The 21599-nt window shown below is 54.9% G+C and carries 17 protein-coding genes; 9 read left to right on the top strand and 8 right to left on the bottom strand.

Features of this window, described 5'->3' with window-relative positions:
* Positions 1-99: 99 nt before the first annotated feature.
* From ACPUC8_RS14655 to ACPUC8_RS14640, 4 genes are all read right to left on the bottom strand, one after another.
* On the bottom strand, positions 100-1146 hold the full coding sequence (locus tag ACPUC8_RS14655; protein WP_039328407.1) for an AI-2E family transporter: 1047 nt from the start codon (positions 1144-1146) through the stop codon (positions 100-102).
* 171 nt (positions 1147-1317) lie between these two features.
* Positions 1318-2967, bottom strand: coding sequence for an ABC transporter permease (locus tag ACPUC8_RS14650; RefSeq protein ID WP_039328408.1), 1650 nt, complete (start codon positions 2965-2967; stop codon positions 1318-1320).
* Positions 2968-2970: 3 nt separating this feature from the next.
* A complete protein-coding gene (locus ACPUC8_RS14645) occupies positions 2971-3957 on the bottom strand; it encodes an ABC transporter substrate-binding protein (protein WP_197063303.1) in 987 nt (328 codons plus the stop codon).
* A complete protein-coding gene (locus ACPUC8_RS14640; protein WP_283227997.1) occupies positions 3935-4645 on the bottom strand; it encodes an ABC transporter ATP-binding protein in 711 nt (236 codons plus the stop codon). The genes ACPUC8_RS14645 and ACPUC8_RS14640 overlap by 23 nt, the downstream gene beginning before the upstream one ends.
* A gap of 356 nt (positions 4646-5001) precedes the next feature.
* Here ACPUC8_RS14640 and ACPUC8_RS14635 point away from each other — a divergent pair, with 356 nt between their 5' ends.
* Positions 5002-6225: an MFS transporter gene (locus ACPUC8_RS14635; protein WP_494926656.1), complete on the top strand. Its 1224-nt coding sequence runs from the start codon at positions 5002-5004 to the stop codon at positions 6223-6225.
* A gap of 229 nt (positions 6226-6454) precedes the next feature.
* Here the strand turns inward: ACPUC8_RS14635 and ACPUC8_RS14630 are convergent, their stop codons facing one another.
* Positions 6455-7270, bottom strand: coding sequence for a TIM barrel protein (locus tag ACPUC8_RS14630; protein ID WP_039328414.1), 816 nt, complete (start codon positions 7268-7270; stop codon positions 6455-6457).
* A 413-nt stretch (positions 7271-7683) separates the two neighbouring features.
* Here ACPUC8_RS14630 and ACPUC8_RS14625 point away from each other — a divergent pair, with 413 nt between their 5' ends.
* The gene (locus ACPUC8_RS14625; protein WP_039328415.1) at positions 7684-9189 is read left to right on the top strand and encodes a CoA-acylating methylmalonate-semialdehyde dehydrogenase; all 1506 of its coding nucleotides are present in this window, start codon (positions 7684-7686) and stop codon (positions 9187-9189) included.
* A 24-nt stretch (positions 9190-9213) separates the two neighbouring features.
* Positions 9214-10032 carry a 5-deoxy-glucuronate isomerase gene (gene iolB, locus ACPUC8_RS14620; RefSeq protein ID WP_039328417.1) on the top strand — a complete coding sequence of 273 codons (819 nt, stop codon included), beginning with the start codon at positions 9214-9216 and terminating at the stop codon, positions 10030-10032.
* Between the two features lie 121 nt (positions 10033-10153).
* On the opposite strand, the gene ACPUC8_RS14615 is transcribed toward iolB, so the two are convergent.
* Together ACPUC8_RS14615 and ACPUC8_RS14610 are read right to left on the bottom strand one after the other, a co-directional pair.
* A complete protein-coding gene (locus ACPUC8_RS14615; protein ID WP_039328419.1) occupies positions 10154-10999 on the bottom strand; it encodes a MurR/RpiR family transcriptional regulator in 846 nt (281 codons plus the stop codon).
* A 230-nt stretch (positions 11000-11229) separates the two neighbouring features.
* Positions 11230-13143 carry a bifunctional 5-dehydro-2-deoxygluconokinase/5-dehydro-2-deoxyphosphogluconate aldolase gene (locus ACPUC8_RS14610; protein WP_039328422.1) on the bottom strand — a complete coding sequence of 638 codons (1914 nt, stop codon included), beginning with the start codon at positions 13141-13143 and terminating at the stop codon, positions 11230-11232.
* 549 nt (positions 13144-13692) lie between these two features.
* Between ACPUC8_RS14610 and iolD the strand changes: the two genes are divergently transcribed.
* From iolD to iolE, 3 genes are all read left to right on the top strand, one after another.
* Positions 13693-15627 carry a 3D-(3,5/4)-trihydroxycyclohexane-1,2-dione acylhydrolase (decyclizing) gene (iolD, locus tag ACPUC8_RS14605; protein ID WP_494926655.1) on the top strand — a complete coding sequence of 645 codons (1935 nt, stop codon included), beginning with the start codon at positions 13693-13695 and terminating at the stop codon, positions 15625-15627.
* A gap of 65 nt (positions 15628-15692) precedes the next feature.
* The gene (gene iolG, locus ACPUC8_RS14600; protein WP_039328427.1) at positions 15693-16706 is read left to right on the top strand and encodes a bifunctional inositol 2-dehydrogenase/D-chiro-inositol 1-dehydrogenase; all 1014 of its coding nucleotides are present in this window, start codon (positions 15693-15695) and stop codon (positions 16704-16706) included.
* Between the two features lie 38 nt (positions 16707-16744).
* Positions 16745-17641, top strand: coding sequence for a myo-inosose-2 dehydratase (iolE, locus tag ACPUC8_RS14595; protein WP_039328429.1), 897 nt, complete (start codon positions 16745-16747; stop codon positions 17639-17641).
* A gap of 129 nt (positions 17642-17770) precedes the next feature.
* Here the strand turns inward: iolE and glpD are convergent, their stop codons facing one another.
* A complete protein-coding gene (gene glpD, locus ACPUC8_RS14590) occupies positions 17771-19279 on the bottom strand; it encodes a glycerol-3-phosphate dehydrogenase (RefSeq protein WP_039328431.1) in 1509 nt (502 codons plus the stop codon).
* A 228-nt stretch (positions 19280-19507) separates the two neighbouring features.
* Between glpD and glpE the strand changes: the two genes are divergently transcribed.
* From glpE to ACPUC8_RS14575, 3 genes are read left to right on the top strand one after another with little or no spacing between them, the layout of a single operon-like run.
* A complete protein-coding gene (glpE, locus tag ACPUC8_RS14585; protein ID WP_039328433.1) occupies positions 19508-19834 on the top strand; it encodes a thiosulfate sulfurtransferase GlpE in 327 nt (108 codons plus the stop codon).
* Positions 19835-19866: 32 nt separating this feature from the next.
* A complete protein-coding gene (glpG, locus tag ACPUC8_RS14580; RefSeq protein ID WP_039328435.1) occupies positions 19867-20691 on the top strand; it encodes a rhomboid family intramembrane serine protease GlpG in 825 nt (274 codons plus the stop codon).
* 40 nt (positions 20692-20731) lie between these two features.
* Positions 20732-21490 (top strand): DeoR/GlpR family transcriptional regulator, encoded by a 759-nt coding sequence (locus ACPUC8_RS14575; protein WP_039328437.1) that lies wholly within the window; start codon positions 20732-20734, stop codon positions 21488-21490.
* The last annotated feature ends 109 nt before the right edge of the window (positions 21491-21599 follow it).

Below are 21599 nucleotides of genomic sequence, written 5' to 3'. Positions count from 1 at the left end.
CCTGCAAGAATGGGTAGGGTTTATCGTAGGGTGCGCATTTATGCGCACCAGCATAAATATTTTTGGCTTAGGTAAGCGGTATTGCGCGATTTCATTCGATTAACGCGGTCGCGATCCCGGCCGTCCGTTGCCCAACATAATAGCTAAACGGCTGCCGCCCGGCGTGGTCTCCATTAAAATCTTGGTGACGCTGGTCAGTGGAACCGACAGCAACATTCCTATCGGCCCGAGTAGCCAGCCCCAGAAAATCAGTGACAGAAACACCACCAACGTCGAAAGCCCTAATCCGCGCCCCATCAGCTTCGGCTCCAGCATATTGCCAAACACCATGTGAATCGCACCAAATAACGCCGCAACAAATAGCGCATCGTAAACACCGTTGAGCACCAGTGCCTGAACAAACGGCGGGATGCCCGCGATAATCGGTCCGATGTTGGGAATGAAGTTAAGGATAAAGGCGACGACGCCCCAGAACAGCGCAAACTTCACGCCAATCAACGCCAGCACCAGCCACACGGCAGCACCGGTAATCAAACTGACCAGGGTTTTCAGAGCCAGATAATGTGTGACGCCTTTGAAGGCCTTATGCAGCCCGGCAATGCGGATTTGCGGGTTAATCATGGCATTACGCATCTTATAAGGCAGATGACGCACCTCAAACAGCATAAATACCACGGTAAGGATCAGCAGAAGCACATTGGTCATGGCACCGGAAAACTGCTTCAACAGCGTGGTGGCCATATCCATCATCACATTGGGATCGAGCCGTGCAGCCAGCGCTTCGGTAGAGATATTGATATGAAAGCGCGCGGCAACATGCTGAACCACGGCGAGTTTCTGCTCCAGCAAGCTACGAATTTGCGGATAGGTATCGCTGAAGTCACTGGCTGAACTGGCCATCACACCAATCAGTAGCAATATGAAGATGAAAATCACGCTAATCACCAGGGCGATCGCCAGGCTGCGCCGCACGCCGCGTCGCATCAACAGGGTCACCAGCGGGTTAAGCACAATCGCCAGAAAACTGGCGAGCAGAAAGGGAACCAGAATCTCTGATGCGGCGCGAATGCCCGCCAGAATGATCACCAGCATCGCCATCTTGACCAGCATGTTCTGGCCAATTTTTTCCTGTGGCAGGTTGTTCATGCACTCTCCTGAGTCATTTATGGCTCAGGAGAGTGTAGTTGAATGAGAGTAAGTGGTTGTTTAATTAGGAATAAGCGAAACGCTGCATTGCGGACCTCAACCAGGTGCGCATAAATGCGCACCCTACGGGGGGATAAAATGTAGGGGCGCCATTTATGGCGACCAAGGTTGTTATTTCCCCTGACGCTGCATCAGAGCGGTAGCGCCCAGCATCAAGGTCAGGCTGGCAAACAGCGTGACGGTTGCCATCGCCATGCCTTGGCCTACTGAACCTTGTTCAAACTGCCGCCAGATAAAAATCGCCACGGTCTGCGTGCCAGCGGGCGCCAGTAGTAACGAGGTCACCAGCTCACGTGAAGCTACCGCGAACACCATCATCATCGCTGCCAGCAGGCTGGGAGCCACCAGCGGTAGCACAATCAAACGCAGTGCCTGCAAACGTGAAGCGCCATGCACACGCGCCGCCGGTTCCAGCGTCGGAGCCAGTTGACGCAACGCGCTACTGACATAGCGCACTGGCCATGGCAATAACAGGCAGCTGTAGGAAAGTAGCAGGATAAATATCGTGTTGTAAGGCGATACCGGCCAGAAGCCGCGATTCCACAGCAAAATCAACCCAACGCCGACTACCACGCCCGGCATTGCCGCCGGCAGTAGCGCCAGCCCATCCATCATTGCCAGCAGGCGCGTTTTGCCTTCTGAGACGCGCCAGGCAATCAGGAACCCGAGCAGGCCGGTCAGCAGTGCCGCCCCGAGCGCTAGCCCAATGCTGGTGGAGAAAGCCGCCAGTGCATCGCCTTGCTGACTAAACAGCGCACCGAAGTGGCGCAGCGTCAGGTTATCCAGATGCAAGCCGCCGGAGAGGGTATTCTGTAATCCGCTCAGCGTCATTGCCCCCAGCGGCAGGATCACCGCCAACACCAGCGTCAGTGCGAAGGGCAATATCATCAGCGGTAACCAGCGACCGCCATGGGCGAGTTCCTGCACCACGGGTTTGCCGTTGACCGCTGTCACATCACTGCTGCCAGTGAGTTTCCGCTGCAGGAACCAGGCCGTCAGCGCCACCAAACTCAGCATCAAGGAGAGTGAAGCGGCACCCGGTAAATCAATCGGCCAGTCCGCCAGTTTGGTCTCGATACCGACGGTCATTAGCGTGAGATGTGCCTGGGTACCCAGCGCGGCGGGCACGCCGTACTCTTCAATCGCGAGGGTGAACGCTAATAGCACGCCACCGGCCAAAGCGGGCAAGGTCAGTGGCAGCGTAATCTGAGCGAAAGCGCGCCACGCCGAAGCCCCATGCACGCGGGCAACCCAGGCGAGACGCTGCCCACTCGCCATCAGCGAACGCGACACGGCAAAATAGACCACCGGGAAGATATTCAGCGTCATCACCAGCGTCATGCCGCTACTGCTGAACAGCAGGCTGTCAAAGTTAACGCCGGTGAGTTGTTCGATATACCCGTTGCGTTGCAGTGCCAGCGTCCATGACAGCGCCACGATATAGGGTGGGGTGAGGAAGGGGATCAGGAACAGCAGGTCCCACAGCGCCGCACCCGGCAGGCGAAACAGGCCGCGCAGTGCGCCGAGCGGTAAGCCCAGCAGCAAACTGCACAGCGCGACGCCAGCACCGATTTTTAGCGTGCCCAGCCACATCGGCATCAGCTGTGGATCCTTGAATAGCGCCGGTAATGCACTAAAAGCGCCGCTCCAGTTTCCCTCACCCAGCTGCGGAAACAGCGCTTGCAGCACAATAAACAGCAGCGGCAGCGCCACCAGCAGCACCAGCGCCAGTAGAATCAATCCATTCAGGGCACGCGACATGGCTTACTGTCCGAACAATGTGCCAAAGCGCTTCAGCACTGCCGCACGTTCGCTGCTACCGTCGTTATTGGCGGGCAGCAGTTTGATCTCGGTGAACAGCGGACGCTGCGCTTTGATATCGGTACGCGCGGGCATCAACCAGGCTTTGGCAACCTGCTCCTGACCTTCATCTGACAGCACATAATCGACGAATTTTTTCGCATCGTCGGCGTGTTGGCTGCTTTTCAGTATCATCATCGGACGCGGCGCGACCACGGTGCCATTCTCAGGGAAGATCACTTTCACGCTCTCACCCTGCGCGATGTTGTTATAGGTAACGTAATCCACGGCCCCAAACACCGCCGCTTTTGCCCCCTGCAACACTGGCGTGACCGCCTGCGCATTTGGGCCACTCATCACCATGCCGTTGGCTTTCAGCTGATCAAACAGCTGCCAGGCTTTTTCACCTTCGCTGTTTTGCAGGCCAATCAGCAGATCGAGAGACGCGCCAGACAGCGCGGGGTCCGGCGTAGTGACTTTGTCTTTGAAAGCCGGTGCGGTCAGGTCTTGCCAGGTTTTAGGTTCAGGCGTGCCGCTTTTGGTGTTCCACACAATACCGAGGGCGGAAATACCCTGCGCCACGTAGTTGGCGGTTTTAAATTGATCCGGCACTTTCGTCGCGTTGCTGCTCTGATAAGGCAGCAACCAGCCACGGTTTTGCAGATCTTCGGCGGTATCCCATGACGCGGAGATCAACACATCGGCTTGTGGATTCGCCTGCTCCGCTTCGAGACGCGCCATCACCTTACCGGTGGTGGCCTGGAAAATATTCACTTTTATACCGGTTTGTTTTTCAAATCCGGCGGCAAGACTTTTCGACAGCGAGCCCGGACCCGCGGTGTACACCGTCAGTGCGTGGGCGTCATTCATCATCATGGCGGAAGTCAAAATCATCGCGCTGATGGCTCCTTTGTGGCTGATGGCGTTTTTAACTGACTTGAGAGATGGCATTGCGGTCCCCTGAGAGGTGAGTAACGGAAACAATCTGGCCCTGAGCCAGGTGAATAATGCGGTCGGCGAGCGTGTTGGCTTCTTCGCGATCATGCGTGACGTACACCGCCGTAATGCCCGACGCGCGCAGCAGATCCGCCATGGTGTGCACCAGGGTTTCGCGCAGGTCGCGGTCAAGGTTGGAGAGCGGTTCGTCGAACAGTAAAATCGCGGGTTTGGCCACCAGGGCGCGGGCCAGGGCGACACGCTGCTGCTGTCCGCCTGAGAGCAACGCCGGTTTACGATCGCCGAAATCGGCGAGACCGACCTGCGCGAGCGCGGCATCGGCCTGTTGCTGGGCGGCGGCTTTTTTCATTCCGCGCATGCGCAGCGGAAACGCCACGTTCTGCACCACGGTCATGTGCGGCCACAGAGCGTAATCCTGGAACACCATACCGAGGTTACGCATTTCCGGGGCATCACAGTGACGCGCAGAAGCAACACAGCGATCGCCAATCCACAGCTCGCCTGCGGTGGGTTGCAGCAAGCCCGCCAGCAGTTTCAATAACGTGCTTTTGCCGCAGCCGCTCGGGCCGAGCAGCGCAAGAATTTCCCCTGCGGGAATGGTCAGGGAGAGATCGTGCAGAATAGTCAGGTTGTTCACCGACCATCTGAGGTTTTTCAGTTCGATAGGCACGGCATGCTTCACAGACCACCTCCGGTCAAGGAGTGGCACGGGAGCACGCGCGCCTGACAGCAAATCAGGGGCGTCATAACATTTCCTTAATACCCTAAATAATTCTCGTTGTAGCAAGGCGGCAAGAGTGTGAATTCCCCTGAGCTTACTCAAGTAAGTGATGGGGATGAGCACACGCAGCCAACGCTGCTTCAACGTGAAGAATGACGGGTATATCCTCTTTGGGATTTCGTTGGTGGCGAGTGTAAGGGGGCGTTATGACGAAATGATGACCAAAAATTAGGGCGTTCTGCGGATGCACCGCGCGTGAAAAGGCGTATAGTTAGTCTCCTATACAAAAATTCCGTCACCCACGAGCGCAATCACTCATGCCTGACCAGCCTGCCGCCGCCCCTGAACACGGCCGACTTCGCCTGAATCTCCTGATCCTCTCTATCGTCAAATTCAACTTTGCCAGCTATCTGACTATCGGCTTGCCGTTAGCCGTGCTGCCCGGCTATGTCCATGATGGATTGGGCTACAGCGCCTTCTGGGCAGGGCTGGTTATCAGCCTGCAATACATTGCCACGCTGCTGAGCCGTCCTCATGCCGGTCGATATGCGGATATGTGGGGGCCAAAAAAAGTAGTGGTACTGGGATTGGTGGGCTGCTTGATCAGCGGCATCTGTATTTTGCTCTCCGCGCTCACTGAAGGTCAGGGCGTGCTCAGTCTGATTTTGCTCTGTCTGGGGCGTGTGATCCTCGGCGTCGGGCAGAGCTTCTCCGGCACCGGCACCTCATTGTGGGGAGTGGCGCGCGTGGGCTCGCTGCACATTGGCCGGGTGATTTCGTGGAACGGCATCGTGACTTACGGCGCGATGGCGATTGGTGCACCACTTGGCGTAGTGATCTTCCGCAGCGGTGGTTTGCTGCTGCTCTCTGGCATTATTATTGCCATCTGTGTGCTGGCAATTGCGCTGGCTCTGCCGCGTGCGCCGGTCAAAGGCAGCAAAGCCAAACCGCTGCCGTTTCGCGATGTGCTGGGGAAAATCTACGGTTTTGGCCTGATTCTGGCGATGGGTTCGGCGGGCTTTGGTGTGATCGCCACCTTTATCACCCTGTTTTATCAAGATAAAGGCTGGGATGGTGCCGCCTTTGCACTGACGTTGTTCAGCGCGGCCTTTGTCGGCACGCGGCTGCTGTTTCCCAACTCAATTAACAAGCTCGGTGGCCTGCGCGTGGCCAGTATCTGCTTTGCGGTGGAAGCGGTGGGTCTGTTTTTGGTGGCTGGGTCCTTCGATCCCTGGATGGCGAAGATGGGTGCCTTCCTGACAGGCGCGGGTTTCTCGCTGGTGTTCCCGGCGATTGGCGTGGTGGCGGTGAAAGTGGTGCCGCAGCAAAACCAAGGCAGCGCACTGGCGACCTATACTGCGTTTATGGATTTGTCGCTGGGTATCACCGGACCGATCGCGGGTTTCATCATGAGCTATGCCGGCGTGTCTCTGGTGTATCTGCTGACCGCGTTGCTGGTGTGTTTAGCGCTGTTTTGCACACTGCGCATGATGAAGCGCATGCCAGAGGAGGCGAGGGTGGAGATAAAGGAAAATGCTTAGTGTGTATAGCTCAGGCATCCTCTATCTCACACATACCCCTAAATAGTTTAAGTCAGAGCAAGGCGGCAAGCGGGCGAATCCTCAGGAGCTTACGCCTGTAAGTGACTGGGGTGCGCAAACGCAGCCAACGCCGCTATGGCTTTAACTATGACGAGGATGAAAAAAAGGCCTCCGACCGAGGCCAACACTAACAAAAGTGTCTTGTTTTAGACACAGATAAGGGTTCGTTTCAGGCTTGCAGCAACTCAATGCTGCGGCGAATTTCGCGTTCTATCTCTTTCGCGCCCCATTTTTCCAGCTCAGACGAGAACGGCTCAAATGCATAGATGCCTTTGTAGCCGAGCATCTCCAGGCGTTTCACCTGCGCCACGCTGTTCAGCACATCGCTGTCGCTGAGCATAATGCGTTCTTCATCGGTCAACTCTGCTGTTGGGCGGGTATCCTCCACGCCAGAGAGATGCACCAGACCAATACGGTTTACGTCAATTTCCTGCGGAAATTCTTGTTCAGCGTTCTCATACAAATGATGATGGAACGTATCCAGCAGCAGTTTGAACGGCACCTCTGCCTGGGCGATTAATTTCTGTGTCAGTACCGCAGAACGCAGCGAACTCACCGGGAAACCCAAGGGTTCCACGTAGCCTTGAATGCCATATTCAGCAAACAGCGGCGCCAGCTTTTGCATCGCTTCCTGTGTCTGTTCCGGCGAAATCGCGATGCCTTCATTCAATGGGCACATCACCAGCGCTTTAGCGCCAATGGCTTTCGCCTCTTGCAACAGGGCCGTGGCTTTCGCCAGTAACGCTTCATCAGGACGGTTGAACGGATAAAGCGCGTTAATGGTCTCGATCTCAATATGGTACTTGTCCGCCAACGCCCGCAGTTGGGATGCGCTCAGGTCGTCGGTGACTTTGCCGCCAGTCATGTCATTGCGCAGCTCGACTTTGCTCAATCCCAGACGTTGTACCAACTGGAAGAAGGCCTCAATCGAGAGGGCCGGCGCAATTTTACGGTTGATACAGAAACGGGTTGGATCGATGGCCATATTCGGCTCCTGTAAGAGTATGCGGGTAAGATGCTGCAAAGAGAACATTTATTTCATTGTTAGTGAATTATGAAATATCAGATATTGGATCTCCCTCGCAAAAATTTCATATTTCGTTTCGCGTAGTATCAGGCTGGCGTGATTTCGGGGGAATCAGTGTTGTCACAGAGGGTTAGCATTCGCGGAGGAGTCGGTGGGCTTAGCGCCTGTGGAACAGGGTTTGCGCCCGTATGGCAGCGTAGAGAGAAAAAATGCGATCCATGCCGCTAAAAGGAAATTTTCCAAAAAGAAGTATTTGAAAAATTTATTTCATTGTAATAGCTTCATAGCACGCTTTTCGTATTGCCTGATCAGGTGGCGTTGCGGTGTTAATCGACTGCCTGCAGGGAACTTCACATCAAAGAGGCAACGACATGACTATCGTAGGAAACTTTATCGGCGGCAAGATTACCCACAGCGCCAGCAATGAAACTATTCCGGTATACGATCCGGCCACCGGCAAAGTAGTGCGTGAACTCACCCAGAGCACCTCTGCTGAAGTCGAAAAAGCGATTGAAATCGCTCACGCTGCGTTCCCTGAATGGTCGAAAACTGCGCCGCTGCGTCGTGCCCGCGTGATGTTCAACTTCAAAGCGTTGATGGAAAAACACCGTGATGAGCTGGCTGCGCTGATTGTCTCTGAGCACGGAAAAGTGTGGTCAGATGCGCTGGGCGAGCTGACGCGCGGTATCGAAGTCATCGAGTTTGCCTGCGGTATTCCGCACCTGATCAAAGGTGAGAACTCCCCAAGCGTGGGAACGGGCGTTGACAGTTACTCGCTGATGCAGCCGGTGGGCGTCGTCGCCGGTATCACCCCATTCAACTTCCCGGCAATGGTGCCATTGTGGATGTTCCCTATCGCACTGGCCTGCGGTAACACCTTTATCCTGAAGCCACCGGCGCTGGACCCATCAGCCTCTGTACGTATGGCGGAACTGCTGAAAGAAGCGGGCCTGCCAGATGGCGTGTTCAACGTGGTGCACTCTTCCAACGAAGATGCCGAACAGCTGTACAAAGATCCGCGCATTGCAGCGGTGAGCTTCGTCGGTTCTTCCGGTGTGGCTGAGCACATCTACAAAACCGCCAGCGCCCACGGCAAACGTGTTCAGGCGTTTGGTGCGGCGAAAAACCACGCTATCGTGATGCCAGATGCCGATCTGGATGCCACCGTGAATGCCATTATGGGCGGCGCGTTTGGCTCAGCTGGCGAACGCTGCATGGCGTTGCCTGTAGTGGTTGCCGTAGGCAACGACACTGCAGACAAACTGATCGCGCGTTTAACGCCGCTGATCAAAGCGTTGCGCGTGGGTCCTGGCATCCAGAAAGGGGCTGAAGAGAACGAAATGGGGCCGGTGGTTTCTGCGGCGCACCAGAAGAAAGTGCTGGGCTACATCGACAAAGGTGAAGCTGAAGGCGCGAAACTGGTGGTGGATGGCCGTGGTATCAAAGTGGCTGGCCATGAAGAAGGTTACTACGTTGGCGGTACCCTGTTTGATAACGTGACGCCTGACATGGTGATCTGGCGCGAAGAGATCTTCGGACCGGTGTTGAGCATCATGCGTGCGACGGATTTCGATAGCGCACTGAAACTGGTGAATAGCCATGAATTCGGTAACGGCAGCGCGATCTTCACCAGCAACGGCCATACTGCACGTGAATTCGTCCAGAACGTGGAAGCGGGCATGGTGGGTGTCAACGTACCGGTGCCGGTGCCAATGGCCTTCCACAGCTTCGGCGGCTGGAAACGTTCGGTGTTTGGTGCCCTGAATGTGCATGGTCCAGATGGCGTGCGCTTCTACACCCGCATGAAAACGGCGACTGTGCGTTGGCCGAGCGGTCAGCAAACGGTTTCTGAGTTCAGCATGCCAACGCTGGGCTAATCTCGCGCAAACAGGAGGAAGAGGATGTCTCTGATTTCGAAAGTGCAGCAGCCAGACAGCAACGGTCGTATTCAGCATGTGACGCCTGAAAGTGCAGGCTGGGAGTACGTCGGTTTTGATGCCTATCTGCTGAAGAAGGGCCAAAGCCTGAAACTGAGCAGTGGCGATAAGGAGCTGTGCCTGGTGCTGGTGGCCGGATTCGCGTCGGTGAAAACCCGTCACGCGGAGTTCCCGAACCTCGGCAAACGTCTGTCACCGTTCGAGCGTATTCCGCCTTACTCAGTTTACGTGCCGCACAACGATGAAGTGGAAGTCTACGCGGATAGCGATCTGGAGCTGGCTGTCTGTAATGCACCGAGCAAGGGTAACCTACCGGCGCGCTTGATTGCGCCGGAAGATGTCGGTGTGGAGCATCGAGGCAAAGGGCGCAACCAGCGCCTGGTGCACAACATTCTGCCGGACAACAAAGAAGCCGATAGTTTGCTGGTGGTGGAAGTGTATACCGACGAGGGTGCGACCAGTTCGTACCCGAGCCATAAGCATGACCAGAAAACCAGCCCGGACGAAACCTATCTGGAAGAGACCTATTATCACCGTTTCGATCCAGAACCCGGCTTCGCCATGCAGCGCGTTTACACCGACGACCGTTCACTCGATGAGTGCATGGCGCCGTATAACCGCGATGTCGTGACCGTGCCGCGTGGCTATCACCCGGTGGCCACTATCGCGGGGTACGATAACTACTATCTGAACGTGATGGCCGGTCCGGTGCGTCTGTGGAAATTTACCTGGGAGAAAGATCACGCCTGGGTGAACAGCGACCAGTATCCGCGCAGCAAGTAACCTGCTCGTTGTGCCGTTTCCGTGGGTGCGCATTGATGCGCACCAGGCAGACACAGTATGACGCAGATGTAAAAAGGGCAGCCAAATGGCTGCCCTTTTGTATGCATCACGCCCGGCTAAGTCACTCGCCGGTAGTGGTGTTATTCAGCGCTAAAGAGACGGCCAGCGTTTGCGCCAGGCAGAGAGAGGCAACCTGTGAACGGAAGCCATCCACCTGAGCTTCACGCACCACAAAGCACACATCGCTGAAGGCGGCGAGCGGGCTCACCTGGCTGTCGGTGATGGCGATGAGGTGTGCGCCACGTTTGGCACCCAGCTCGACTAATTCCACCGCTTCACGAGCATACGGGGAGTAGCTGATTGCAATCACCACGTCTTTTGGGTTCACCATGCTCAACTGCTCGGTAAACATGCCGCCGAGGCCGTCAATCAGGAAGGCTCTGCGCTCCAGATGGCGCAACGCATACACCAGATAAGATGCAACGCTAAATGAACGGCGCAGACCAATAATGTAGATGTTTTCCGCTTCATTAAGCATCTTCACGGCTTTATTCAGCTGGTCAGGATTCACCTGCATCGCCAACTGTTGCAATGCCTGGCTGTTCACCATGGTGAAGACGTTAAGGATTTCAACTGGGCTCTCAGGAGAGCTGGCGCTGTCGTCCGTGGCTGTCTGGCGGAACAGGCGTGCGCGCTCGGTGTAGTTCACGGTCTCTTCCATCAGATGCTGACGGAAAACCTGTTTCATTTCGTTGAAGCCGCTGAAGCCAAACGCATTGGCAAAGCGGATCAGCGTGGAGGGCGGCACATCAGCTTGTTGCGCGATAGAAGCCACGGTGTCGAAGGCGATACTGTTGCTGTTATCAAGAATATAACGAGCCACTTGCTTCAGGCGTTTACTCAGCGTCTCGTAGCGACGACGGATATCGTCCTGTAACAAGGTTAATTGGGTTGGATTATTGGTCATTACTTCGGCCCGCTAAAAAAGAAAATATGGCTGGATAATGAGCGCTATAGTACCAGATGGATGGAAAATTTCATTCGTTTGACGCTTTCGTGACGCTTATTTCATCGGTTTATGAAATGCCTCACAAAATAAGGTGGTTAATTACGGGAAGGTTGGGAAGCCAAAGAAGAGGCGGCTTTGCAGCCGCCTTCAGGCGCACCAAGGTGCGCCACTACCAAGATAACAACCTGTCAGCCGCGAGCTGCGCGCCAGTAGCCAATCAATCGCAGATAATTGCCTTTCACGGTTTCAATCAGCGCTTTGTCATCCAATTCGCCGTTCAGCCACTGGCGTGAAGGTTGACCAAAGATGGTGCGACCCACCGCAAAGCCTTTCACCCACGGTGCCTGTGCGGCGGCGGCGAAACCGGCTTTCAGTTTCTCTTCCGGCGCGTCGAGGCCGAGCAGCAAAATGCCGCGGCAGTGGGGATCGTTTTGTTCGATCAGCCCGCTGATTGACTGCCAGCTTTCCGCGGACAGCGGCGGCAATTTCCACCAGTCTGGCTGAATCCCGAGGCTGTAGAAGTGGCTCAGCATATCGTAATAGTAAGATTCATTACGGTCGGGATTACTCTCCGGCAGAATCACTTCCAGCAACAATTCGTGGCCGCTCTTATTACAGCCGTTCCACACATCGAGCACCAGTTCATCCTGCTCTTTACGCAGTTCGGCACTGTCGTGTGGATGGTAGAACACCAGACATTTCACCACGTGTTCTGCCGGCCAATCGACCAGCTGCGAACCGATATTACCGTGCTCCAAACGCAGTGGGCGGGAGCTTGGCAGTTCGATTGGGCGACCAATCCACCAGTTTTTGCCGGTAATCGCGTTCAGCGCCTTCTGACCGTAAGTGGTATCCGCGAGAATACCGCTCTTTTCATTCAAACCGGCTTCGTTTGCCGCTTCCTGCGCAGCCTGCAACAGCAGCACTTTCAGTTGCGGAATGAGATCTTCACTGACGCCAGCTTCACGGGCCATGTCAGCCAACTGCTTACGGTGGTCGAACGCGAACACATTCAGCTCTGGCCACTGCTGTTTACGCGTGGTGACGCGATGCAAATGGTTCAGACGCGCATCAAGATCGGGACGTTTCACGTCTTTATCGCGGCTAAGGAAATCGTCCAGCTCTTCTTTGGTTGGCATCGCTGGGGCGCAGCCATGGCGTGAAACCACCAAGGCACCACATGCGTTGGCGTAGCGGCAAGCCTGCTCCCAACTCTCGTCGTTCAGCCAGCCACGCAGCAGGCCTGACATAAAGGCATCACCGGCACCCAGTACGTTCAGAACTTCGACACGCACGCCGGTTTGCAGCCTGGTCTGTTCCCAGCTATCTGGAATATCGCCTTCAAACACCACGCAACCCAACGGACCGCGTTTGCACACCAGCGTCGCCTTGCTCGCCTTGCGCACATTTTTCAGAGCCGTCAGCGTATCGGTGCTGCCGCCCGCGATATGGAACTCTTCTTCCGTTCCGACCACCAAATCGAAATAGTGCAGCACTTCCTGCAGCTGTTTGGTCACTTCACCGGATTCAACGAAACGGGTCTCGCCATCACCCAGTGAAGTCAGCCCCCACAGCACTGGACGGTAATCAATATCCAGCGCGGTACGCAGCCCGTTGCGTTTGGCGATATCCAGCGCTTTCAGCACCGCAGCACGCGTTTGAGGATGTGACAGATGCGTACCCGTCACGGCCACGGCACGAGAAGAGGTGATAAATTCTTCATTAATGTCTTCCGGCACCAGGCCCATATCGGCGCAGTTGTCGCGGTAGAAAATCAGCGGGAAGGTGTCTTCATCTTTAATACCGAGTATCACCAGGCCGGTCAGGCGGTTTTTATCCGTAATCAGCCCGTCGGTGTTGCAACCGACACGCTGCAGTTCTTCACGCAGAAAACGGCCGTTGTGTTCATCCCCTACGCGCGCCAGCATCGCCGATTTCAGACCCTGAATCGCGGTGCCATATGCCACGTTGCCGGAGGAGCCGCCCAGATACTTATTGAAGCTGGTCATATCTTCCAGGCGTGATCCGATTTGCTGACCGTAGAGGTCGACGGCGATGCGTCCGATACAAATCACATCAAGCCGCTTCTGTTGTGTACTCATACCTATTGTTTCCTTCTGTGATAAGCAGACACTGCGGGCGAGGCCACCCTACATCGAGCGCTATGCTTCCGGGTTCTCAAGGTGCCTTATTGGCTTTGGTGGCAGTATGAGGAATAAAAATTCCAAATACAATATGAAATGAAACATCCATCGCGATTTTGTGAGCCAGGTAAAACTCTGATTGATGCGCTGTCTCGGTCGGTCATACAGCATGAGTTTCACGGATGCTCTGGCTTGTGAGCCAGGTCGCAGGAAAATGCCGTGAAATAAAGGAAGCTACTGAAGTGAAATGAAATTTCGTTATCCCGGTTAAATGGCAGCATGCTGTTCCACTTTCTTCCTTATCTTTACTCCCGTATCCCACGTTTCATCGCTGAATTTGATCTCCATCGCAAAATGAAATGTTTCTTCTGTAATCGTGTTTAATGAAAAAAATATTTGTTTATAATCGCCACACGTTTCACTTATCCGCGGGCGCCATTTACGGCAGCGAAACCCGAACCGCGTTGTACTCATCACCTGGGTACCAGCATGTAAAGGAAGAAGCATATGGGCACAATCAGACTTACCACGGCACAGGCGCTGGTGAAATTCCTTGATAATCAGTACCTGAACGTAGATGGCGTTGAAACCAAGTTTGTGAAAGGCGTTTTCGCCATTTTCGGTCACGGCAATGTGCTGGGACTCGGACAGGCGCTGGAGCAAGACAGCGGCGATCTGGTGGTGCATCAGGGCCGAAATGAGCAGGGCATGGCCCACGCGGCGATTGGTTTTGCCAAGCAATCACTGCGTCGTCAGATCATTGCCTGTACCTCATCGGTAGGACCGGGTGCCGCGAACATGATCACCGCCGCCGCTACCGCAACGGCTAACCGCATTCCTTTACTGCTGCTGCCTGGCGATGTGTTTGCCACGCGCCAGCCTGATCCGGTGTTGCAGCAGATTGAACAGAGTCACGATCTTAGCATCAGCACCAATGACGCCTTCCGTGCCGTAAGCAAATACTGGGACCGCGTCAGTCGTCCTGAACAGCTGATGACCGCCTGTATCAACGCCTTACGTGTACTGACCGATCCTGCTGAAACCGGCGCGGTTACCATCGCCTTGCCTCAGGATGTACAGGGTGAAGCCTGGGACTTCCCGGAATATTTCTTCCAGAAGCGCGTACACCGTCTGGACCGTCGCTTACCGACGGCTGCCCAGTTGGAAGATGCGCTGGCGTTAATTGCCCGTAAGCACAAGCCGCTGATTATTGTCGGTGGTGGCCTGAAATATTCAGATGCGGGTGACGCGCTGCTGAAATTTGCCGAGCGCTTTAACATTCCGTTCGCAGAGACGCAGGCGGGGAAAGGCACCATCGTGTCTGATCATCCGTTGAATGTGGGTGGAGTGGGTGAAACCGGCTGTCTGGCGGCTAACCTGCTGGCGAAAGAGGCCGACTTAGTTATCGGTATCGGTACGCGCTACACCGATTTCACCACGGCATCGAAATGGATTTTCCAGAATCCAGAGGTGAGCTATCTAAACCTCAACGTCAGCAACTTTGACAGCTACAAACTGGATGCGGTGCAGCTGCTGGCCGATGCGCGCGAAGGTCTGACGGCGCTGGAAAGTGGTCTGAAAGGCTTCGAAAACCATTGGGGCGGTCAGATTGACCAGGCGCAAAGCAAGCTGTTGAAAGAAACGCAGCGTGTGTATGCCGCCACTTATAACACGGATGATTTCATTCCTGAAATCGCCGACCACGCCGACCGTGAAGCGCTGTTTGCTGAGTTCGAGCGCCTGACCCAGTCGGTGCTGACGCAGAGTAGCGTGCTGGGCACCTTAAACGAGCAGCTCCCAAAGGATGCAGTGATTGTGGCGGCAGCGGGCAGTCTGCCGGGCGACCTGCAGCGCGTGTGGCGCACCAAAGATTACAACTCGTACCACGTTGAGTATGGCTACTCGTGCATGGGTTATGAAGTCAACGCTGCACTGGGCGTGAAGCTGGCGCAGCCGCAGCGTGAAGTCTACGTGATGGTGGGGGATGGCTCCTTCATGATGTTGCACTCCGAGCTGGTGACCTCGATCCAGGAAGGCGCAAAAATCAACGTGGTGCTGCTGGATAACATGACCAACGGTTGTATCAACAACCTGCAGATGGAACACGGCATGGACAGCTTCACCACCGAGTTCCGCTTCCGTAACCCGGAAGGTGGCAAGCTGGATGGCGGTTTTGTCCCGGTAGACTTCGCCGCAATCGCGGGCGGTTACGGCTGCAAAACCTATCGCATCACCACGCTGGCGCAGTTAGAAGCCGCCTTGATTGATGCGCAGAAACAAACCGTTTCAGTGCTGTTCGACATCAAAGTGCTGCCAAAAACCATGGTGCACAAATACTTCAGCTGGTGGCACGTGGGTGTGGCGCAAACCTCCACCTCCGAGCGTACGCAGGAAGTGGCAGACAAGCTTAACGTGCACATCCAACAAGCACGTAAGTACTAATACCCTTTAGGCCGGCGTCCGTCGGCCTTGTTTTACTCTCTATATCCGACTCTACAGGTGTAACTATGACGCTCAAACTCGGTGTAATTGGTACCGGTGCAATTGGCCAGGAACACATTCGTCGCTGCAATAACGTATTGCAGGGCGCGAAAGTGGTGGCGGTTTCAGATATCAACGTGGAAGGGGCGCGTGCTGCGCTGCAACGTCTGAATATCGACGCTGAGGTGTATCAGGATGGCCACCAAGTCATCAACTCACCTGACGTTGATGCGGTGTTGGTCACCTCATGGGATCCAACACATGAAGAGTTTACGCTGGCAGCGATCGCGGCAGGCAAACCGGTATTCTGTGAGAAACCGCTGGCGCTGAGCGCTGAAGGTTGCCGTCGCATCGTTGACGCTGAGATCAAACACGGTAAGCGTCTGGTGCAGGTGGGCTTTATGCGTCCTTACGACGCGGGCTACCGTGCATTGAAGAAAGTGATCACCGACGGTGAAATCGGCGAGCCGCTGATGCTGCACTGTGCGCACCGTAACCAGAGCGTCGGTGAGAATTACACCACGGACATGGCTATCACCAATACCCTGATCCACGAGCTGGATGTATTACGCTGGTTAACAGAAGACGACTACAAAACCGTTCAGGTGGTCTTCCCACGTACCACGTCGAAATCACACGCCAAACTGAAAGATCCACAAATTGTCCTGTTTGAAACGCAGAAAGGCATCCGTATTGATGTCGAGATCTTCGTGAACTGCGCTTACGGCTACGACATTCAGTGTGAAGTGGTGGGCGAAGAGGGCATTGCCAAACTGCCTGAGCCTTCTGCCATCCAAACGCGCAAAAACGCGCGTCTCGGTAATGCCCTGCTGACCGACTGGAAAGATCGTTTTATCGAAGCTTACGACGTTGAGCTGCAGGCATTCATCAATGATGTGAAAGCGGGTCAACTTTCCGGCCCTTCAGCCTGGGATGGTTTCGCCGCTTCTGTTGCGGCAGATGCCTGCCTGAAAGCACAGAACAGCGGTGCGATTGAGGCCGTTGCCATGCCGCCACGCCCGGCATTTTACGCGAAGTAATTGAGCTTACTCTTCTCTCAAAGAATCAGGGATTTGCAATGAACAAAGACAACGTAAAACTGGCGATTGCGCCAATCGGCTGGACCAACGATGACATGCCAGAGCTGGGCAGCGAAAACACCTTCCAGCAGACAGTCAGCGAAATGGCATTGGCGGGTTTCACCGGCAGTGAAGTGGGCAGTAAATACCCAAAAGATCCGGCGGTGTTGAAACCGATGCTGGATATTCGCGGCATCCAAATCTGCAACGCGTGGTTCAGCACCTTCTTCGCAAACGGTGACAAGGCGAAAACCATCGACGAGTTCACTAATCACATGAACTTCCTGCATGCGATGGGCGCGCGCGTAATTGGCTGCTCAGAGCAGAGCAAAAGCATTCAGGGCACCACGCTGGCGGTGCTGGAACAGAAGCCGATCTTTACTGATGAAGAGTGGCGTCTGACGGCAGAAGGTTATAACGAACTGGCTGAGATCGCGGCGAAGAAAGGTATGCGTTTGACGCTGCATCACCATATGGGCACTGGCATTCAGACACCTGCTGAAATCGATCGCTTTATGGAATCGACCAATGACAACGTGGGCCTGCTGTATGACACCGGCCACATCTACTATTCCGAAGGCTCACAGCAGGTGATGCTGGATGTGCTGACCAAATATCTGCCACGTATTTTCCATGTGCATCTGAAAGACGTGCGTGACAGCGTGGTGGCCGAAGTGCGTGCCAAGTCGCTTTCGTTCCTCGATGGCGTGAAGAAAGGCACCTTCACCGTACCGGGCGATGGTGTGATTGATTTTAAACCGGTGTTCAAAATCCTTGACGACTACGGCTACAAAGGCTGGATGGTGGTTGAAGCAGAACAGGATCCGGCGCTGGCCAACCCGTTCGAATATGCGGTCAAAGCGCGTAAATATATCCGTGAGAATACCGGGTTGTAAGGTCAACAACGCGCAATAAATTGCGCCGCTACAGTGTGTGCATAACCGCAGCGGCGCGATTTATCGCGCAATGGCACATAAAAAAGGCCGCTCTCCTGAAGGGATCGCGGCCTTTCAATTGAGTTCAGCTTACGATGCCAGTGACAGCGCCGGTTTCTGACCGTTGGCCGCCAGCCATTCGCGAATGCGCGCCTGCTCTGCTTCCGTCAACCACATGCCCTGTTTGGTACGACGCCAGATGGCATCATCCAACTCGCGCACCCACTCGTGTTTCACCAGGTAACGCAGTTCGGCTTCGTAAAACTCATGGCCGAAGTTCTCACCCAGATCAGCCAGGCTGGTTGCGCCTTCCAGTAATACTTCAGTACGGCTGCCGTAAGTCCGGGCGAAGTGGCGCGCCATCCCTTCACTTATAAACGGATAACGACGACGCAGACCTGCGGCGTAATCTTCACGTGAACCGGAGAAATCACCGCCCGGCAACACCGCCGTTTTGGTCCAGGCTGGACCCGCATTCGGGTAGTACTTGGCCAGTTTTTCCAGCGCGTGCTCGGCCAGCTTACGGTAGGTGGTCAGCTTGCCGCCAAACACGGACAGCAGCGGTGCCTGACCGTTGTCGTCATGCACATCCAGCGTGTAATCACGGGTGATCGCCTGCGGCGAATCCGATTCGTCATCGCACAGCGGACGCACGCCAGAGTAAGTCCAGACAATGTCCTCTTTGCTCAACTGCTGTTTGAAGTGTCCGTTGAACACCTTCAGCAGATAGCTGATTTCGTTGTCATCAATCTTCACATCTTTCGGATCGCCTTTGTACTCCACGTCAGTGGTGCCGATGATGGAGAATTCATCCATCCACGGAATCACAAACACGATACGGTTATCTTCGTTTTGCAGGATATAGGCCTGCTTTTCGCGGTGTACGCGCGGCACCACAATGTGGCTGCCTTTGATCAAGCGAATGCCATACGGCGATTTCAACTTCAGACCGTCGTCAAACAGCTGTTTTACCCATGGGCCGGCTGCGTTAACCAGGCCTTTGGCGCGCCAGGTAAAGGTTTTGCCAGTATCGATATCTTCGGCTTCCACCATCCACAAGCCGCCTTCGCGCCATGCGCGGTTGACGCGGGTACGGGTGCGGACTTCACCACCCTGCTTCACCACTTCTTGTGCATTGAGCACCACCATGCGCGCATCGTCCACCCAGCAGTCCGAATATTCGAATCCGCGCGTGATTTCAGGCTTAAGGGCCGATTCCGCGCCAAAACGCAGACCTTTACTGCCGGGTAAAGTGGTACGTTTGCCAAGGCGATCGTACATAAACAGGCCCAGACGGATCATCCACGCCGGACGCAGGTGCGGACGGTGCGGCAAGCGGAAGCGCATAGGGAAGGCAATATGCGGTGCCATTTTCAGCAGCACTTCGCGTTCAGCCAACGCTTCGCCCACCAGGCGGAATTCGTAATGTTCCAGATAGCGCAAGCCACCGTGAATCAACTTTGAGCTATTGGAGGAGGTAGCACAGGCCAAATCCCGCGCCTCCAGCATCAGCACTGACAGTCCGCGTCCTGCAGCGTCCACTGCAATGCCGGCTCCGTTAATGCCGCCGCCGATCACGATCAGGTCTTTGGTTTCCACGTTATCTCCTCCGATGTTCGGAATAGTTCTAAAATGTTCGTTTTCGAGCGTAATGATAATCGGAAACCAACATTGATGCCAGCGCTTAACTCAATAAAAACATTTTTGCGTGATATAGCTAACATTCCTGCAGGAAAAAAAATCCATAGCCTTAACTTTTGTCAGGTTATCGCGGCGGCTTCTCAGGTTAAACTAGGCGTTAATTGTGACGACCTAATGAGAGACACCATGGAAAACTTCGAATGTATTACGGTTCAGCAGGCTAACGAGCACCTGGCACAAGGCGCACAGCTGGTGGACATCCGCGATCCGCAAAGTTTTGCAATGGGCCATGCTACGGGCTCGCTACATCTTTCTAACGACAACCTCGCTGACTTTATTGCACAGGCCAATCACGACTTGCCGGTACTGGTGATGTGCTACCACGGCAACAGCAGTAAAGGCGCAGCACAATTCCTTTCAGGACAAGGGTTTAACGCGACCTACAGCATTGATGGCGGTTTTGACGCGTGGCGTGCTGCCTTTCCGGCGCAGGTTGCAACAGGCAGCGTCTGAGCCGATCTCTAAAAGGAAGGAGAGTACGCACGATGCGCATTACCCAATTTAACCATCCTCGTATGGCGCAGGCATTTGTCGATTACATGGCCACGCGTGGCGTCACGCTGCGCATTGAGCGCGAAAGTCACTATGTGATTATGCTGGATGATGAAACGCAGCTTTCGCTGGTCGAAAACGAACTTGCGCAGTTCGTTCGCGATCCCAACCATCCGCGTTATCAGGCCGCCAGTTGGCACACCGGCAGCACCGAATCGGGCTTACGCTATGAGCGCAGCAACATCTGGGCGAACATTCGTGAACGCGCAGGCCCGCTCACCATGACCATCATGATCGCCTGTGTGGCGGTGTTTATCATGATGCAGATTGTGGGTGATGATGTGGCACTCGACTGGCTGGCGTGGCCGGCCGACTCCTCACAGTATTTCCAGGTCTGGCGCTGGTTTAGCCATGCGTTGCTGCATTTCTCACTGCTGCACATCTTGTTCAATCTGATGTGGTGGTGGTATCTCGGTGGTGCAGTTGAGAAGCGCATTGGCAGCGGAAAGCTGTTTGTGATTATGCTCATTTCCGCGCTTTTAAGCGGTTGGATGCAGGCCAAGTTTAGCGGCGTACTCTTCGGCGGATTGTCCGGTGTGGTCTACGCGCTGATGGGATATTGCTGGTTGCGAGGCGAGCGCGATCCCGAAAGTGGCATTTATCTGGAGCGTGGTTTGATGGGCTTCGCTATTGTATGGCTGATTATTGGCTGGTACGGCGCCTTTGGCCTGTCGATTGCCAATGCCGCCCACGTCACTGGTTTGCTGGTGGGCCTTGCTATGGCCTTTGTCGATACGCGCAATATCGCGCGTCGTTAGACAACAAAGAAGAAAACGGCGTTAAGCCGAGGAGAGGGATGTGAAGCAGACGCAACGTCATGACGCCATTATCGATCTGGTCCGGCGTCAGGGATATGTCAGCACGGAAGAGCTGGTGGATCACTTTGAGGTGAGCCCGCAAACTATCCGGCGCGATCTCAACGATCTGGCCGATCAGAATAAAATTCAGCGCCATCATGGCGGTGCGGCGCTACCTTCCAGCTCCGAAAATACGGCGTGGCAAGACCGCAAAATGATGTGGTCGGCAGAGAAAGCGCGTATCGCTGAGCGCGTGGCGAGCCAAATCCCGGATGGCGCGACACTGTTTATTGATATCGGCACCACGCCGGAAGCGGTAGCGCATGCGTTGCTGAATCATAATAATCTGCGCATCGTCACCAACAATCTGAATGTCGCGATTTTGTTGATGGCGAAGCCGGATTTCCGCGTGATCATTGCGGGTGGCGAAGTCCGTACCCGCGATGGTGGCATCATGGGGGAAGCCACGCTCGATTTTATCTCCCAGTTCCGCCTGGATTACGGCATCCTGGGCATCAGCGGCATCGATATGGATGGTTCGCTGCTGGAGTTCGATTACCACGAAGTCCGCACCAAACGCGCCATCATCGAAAACTCGCGTTGCGTGATGCTGGTTGTCGACCACTCGAAGTTTGGTCGTAATGCGATGGTGAACCTCGGCAGCATGAGCCTGATTGACTATATGTATACCGATAAAACCCCACCGGCCAGTGTCCTGAAGGTGATTGAGCAGCACGAAGTTCACCTCGAACTGTGTTGATGAATTTGCAGGTGCGCATAAAGGTGCAAACCGGGCACATAGGTAACACTTTAGACCGGGCACATGGGTAACAGTTATAAATTGGCATAGCAGAGGAGACTCACTATGC

It is taken from the genome of Pantoea sp. CFCC18177, assembly GCF_059412425.1.
The sequence above is the reverse complement of the archived record's forward strand: the minus strand, read 5'-3'. Positions and strand labels throughout refer to the sequence as shown.

Bases quoted from the DNA above. Each gene is read 5' to 3' on its own strand.
- ACPUC8_RS14625 (WP_039328415.1), top strand. From the start codon at position 7,684: ATGACTATCGTAGGAAACTTTATCGGCGGCAAGATTACCCACAGCGCC.
- iolG (WP_039328427.1), top strand. From the start codon at position 15,693: ATGACGCTCAAACTCGGTGTAATTGGTACCGGTGCAATTGGCCAGGAA.
- ACPUC8_RS14635 (WP_494926656.1), top strand. From the start codon at position 5,002: ATGCCTGACCAGCCTGCCGCCGCCCCTGAACACGGCCGACTTCGCCTG.
- ACPUC8_RS14630 (WP_039328414.1), bottom strand. From the start codon at position 7,270: ATGGCCATCGATCCAACCCGTTTCTGTATCAACCGTAAAATTGCGCCG.
- iolD (WP_494926655.1), top strand. From the start codon at position 13,693: ATGGGCACAATCAGACTTACCACGGCACAGGCGCTGGTGAAATTCCTT.
- ACPUC8_RS14650 (WP_039328408.1), bottom strand. From the start codon at position 2,967: ATGTCGCGTGCCCTGAATGGATTGATTCTACTGGCGCTGGTGCTGCTG.
- ACPUC8_RS14645 (WP_197063303.1), bottom strand. From the start codon at position 3,957: ATGCCATCTCTCAAGTCAGTTAAAAACGCCATCAGCCACAAAGGAGCC.
- ACPUC8_RS14615 (WP_039328419.1), bottom strand. From the start codon at position 10,999: ATGACCAATAATCCAACCCAATTAACCTTGTTACAGGACGATATCCGT.
- iolE (WP_039328429.1), top strand. From the start codon at position 16,745: ATGAACAAAGACAACGTAAAACTGGCGATTGCGCCAATCGGCTGGACC.
- glpG (WP_039328435.1), top strand. From the start codon at position 19,867: ATGCGCATTACCCAATTTAACCATCCTCGTATGGCGCAGGCATTTGTC.
- iolB (WP_039328417.1), top strand. From the start codon at position 9,214: ATGTCTCTGATTTCGAAAGTGCAGCAGCCAGACAGCAACGGTCGTATT.
- glpE (WP_039328433.1), top strand. From the start codon at position 19,508: ATGGAAAACTTCGAATGTATTACGGTTCAGCAGGCTAACGAGCACCTG.
- ACPUC8_RS14610 (WP_039328422.1), bottom strand. From the start codon at position 13,143: ATGAGTACACAACAGAAGCGGCTTGATGTGATTTGTATCGGACGCATC.
- ACPUC8_RS14655 (WP_039328407.1), bottom strand. From the start codon at position 1,146: ATGAACAACCTGCCACAGGAAAAAATTGGCCAGAACATGCTGGTCAAG.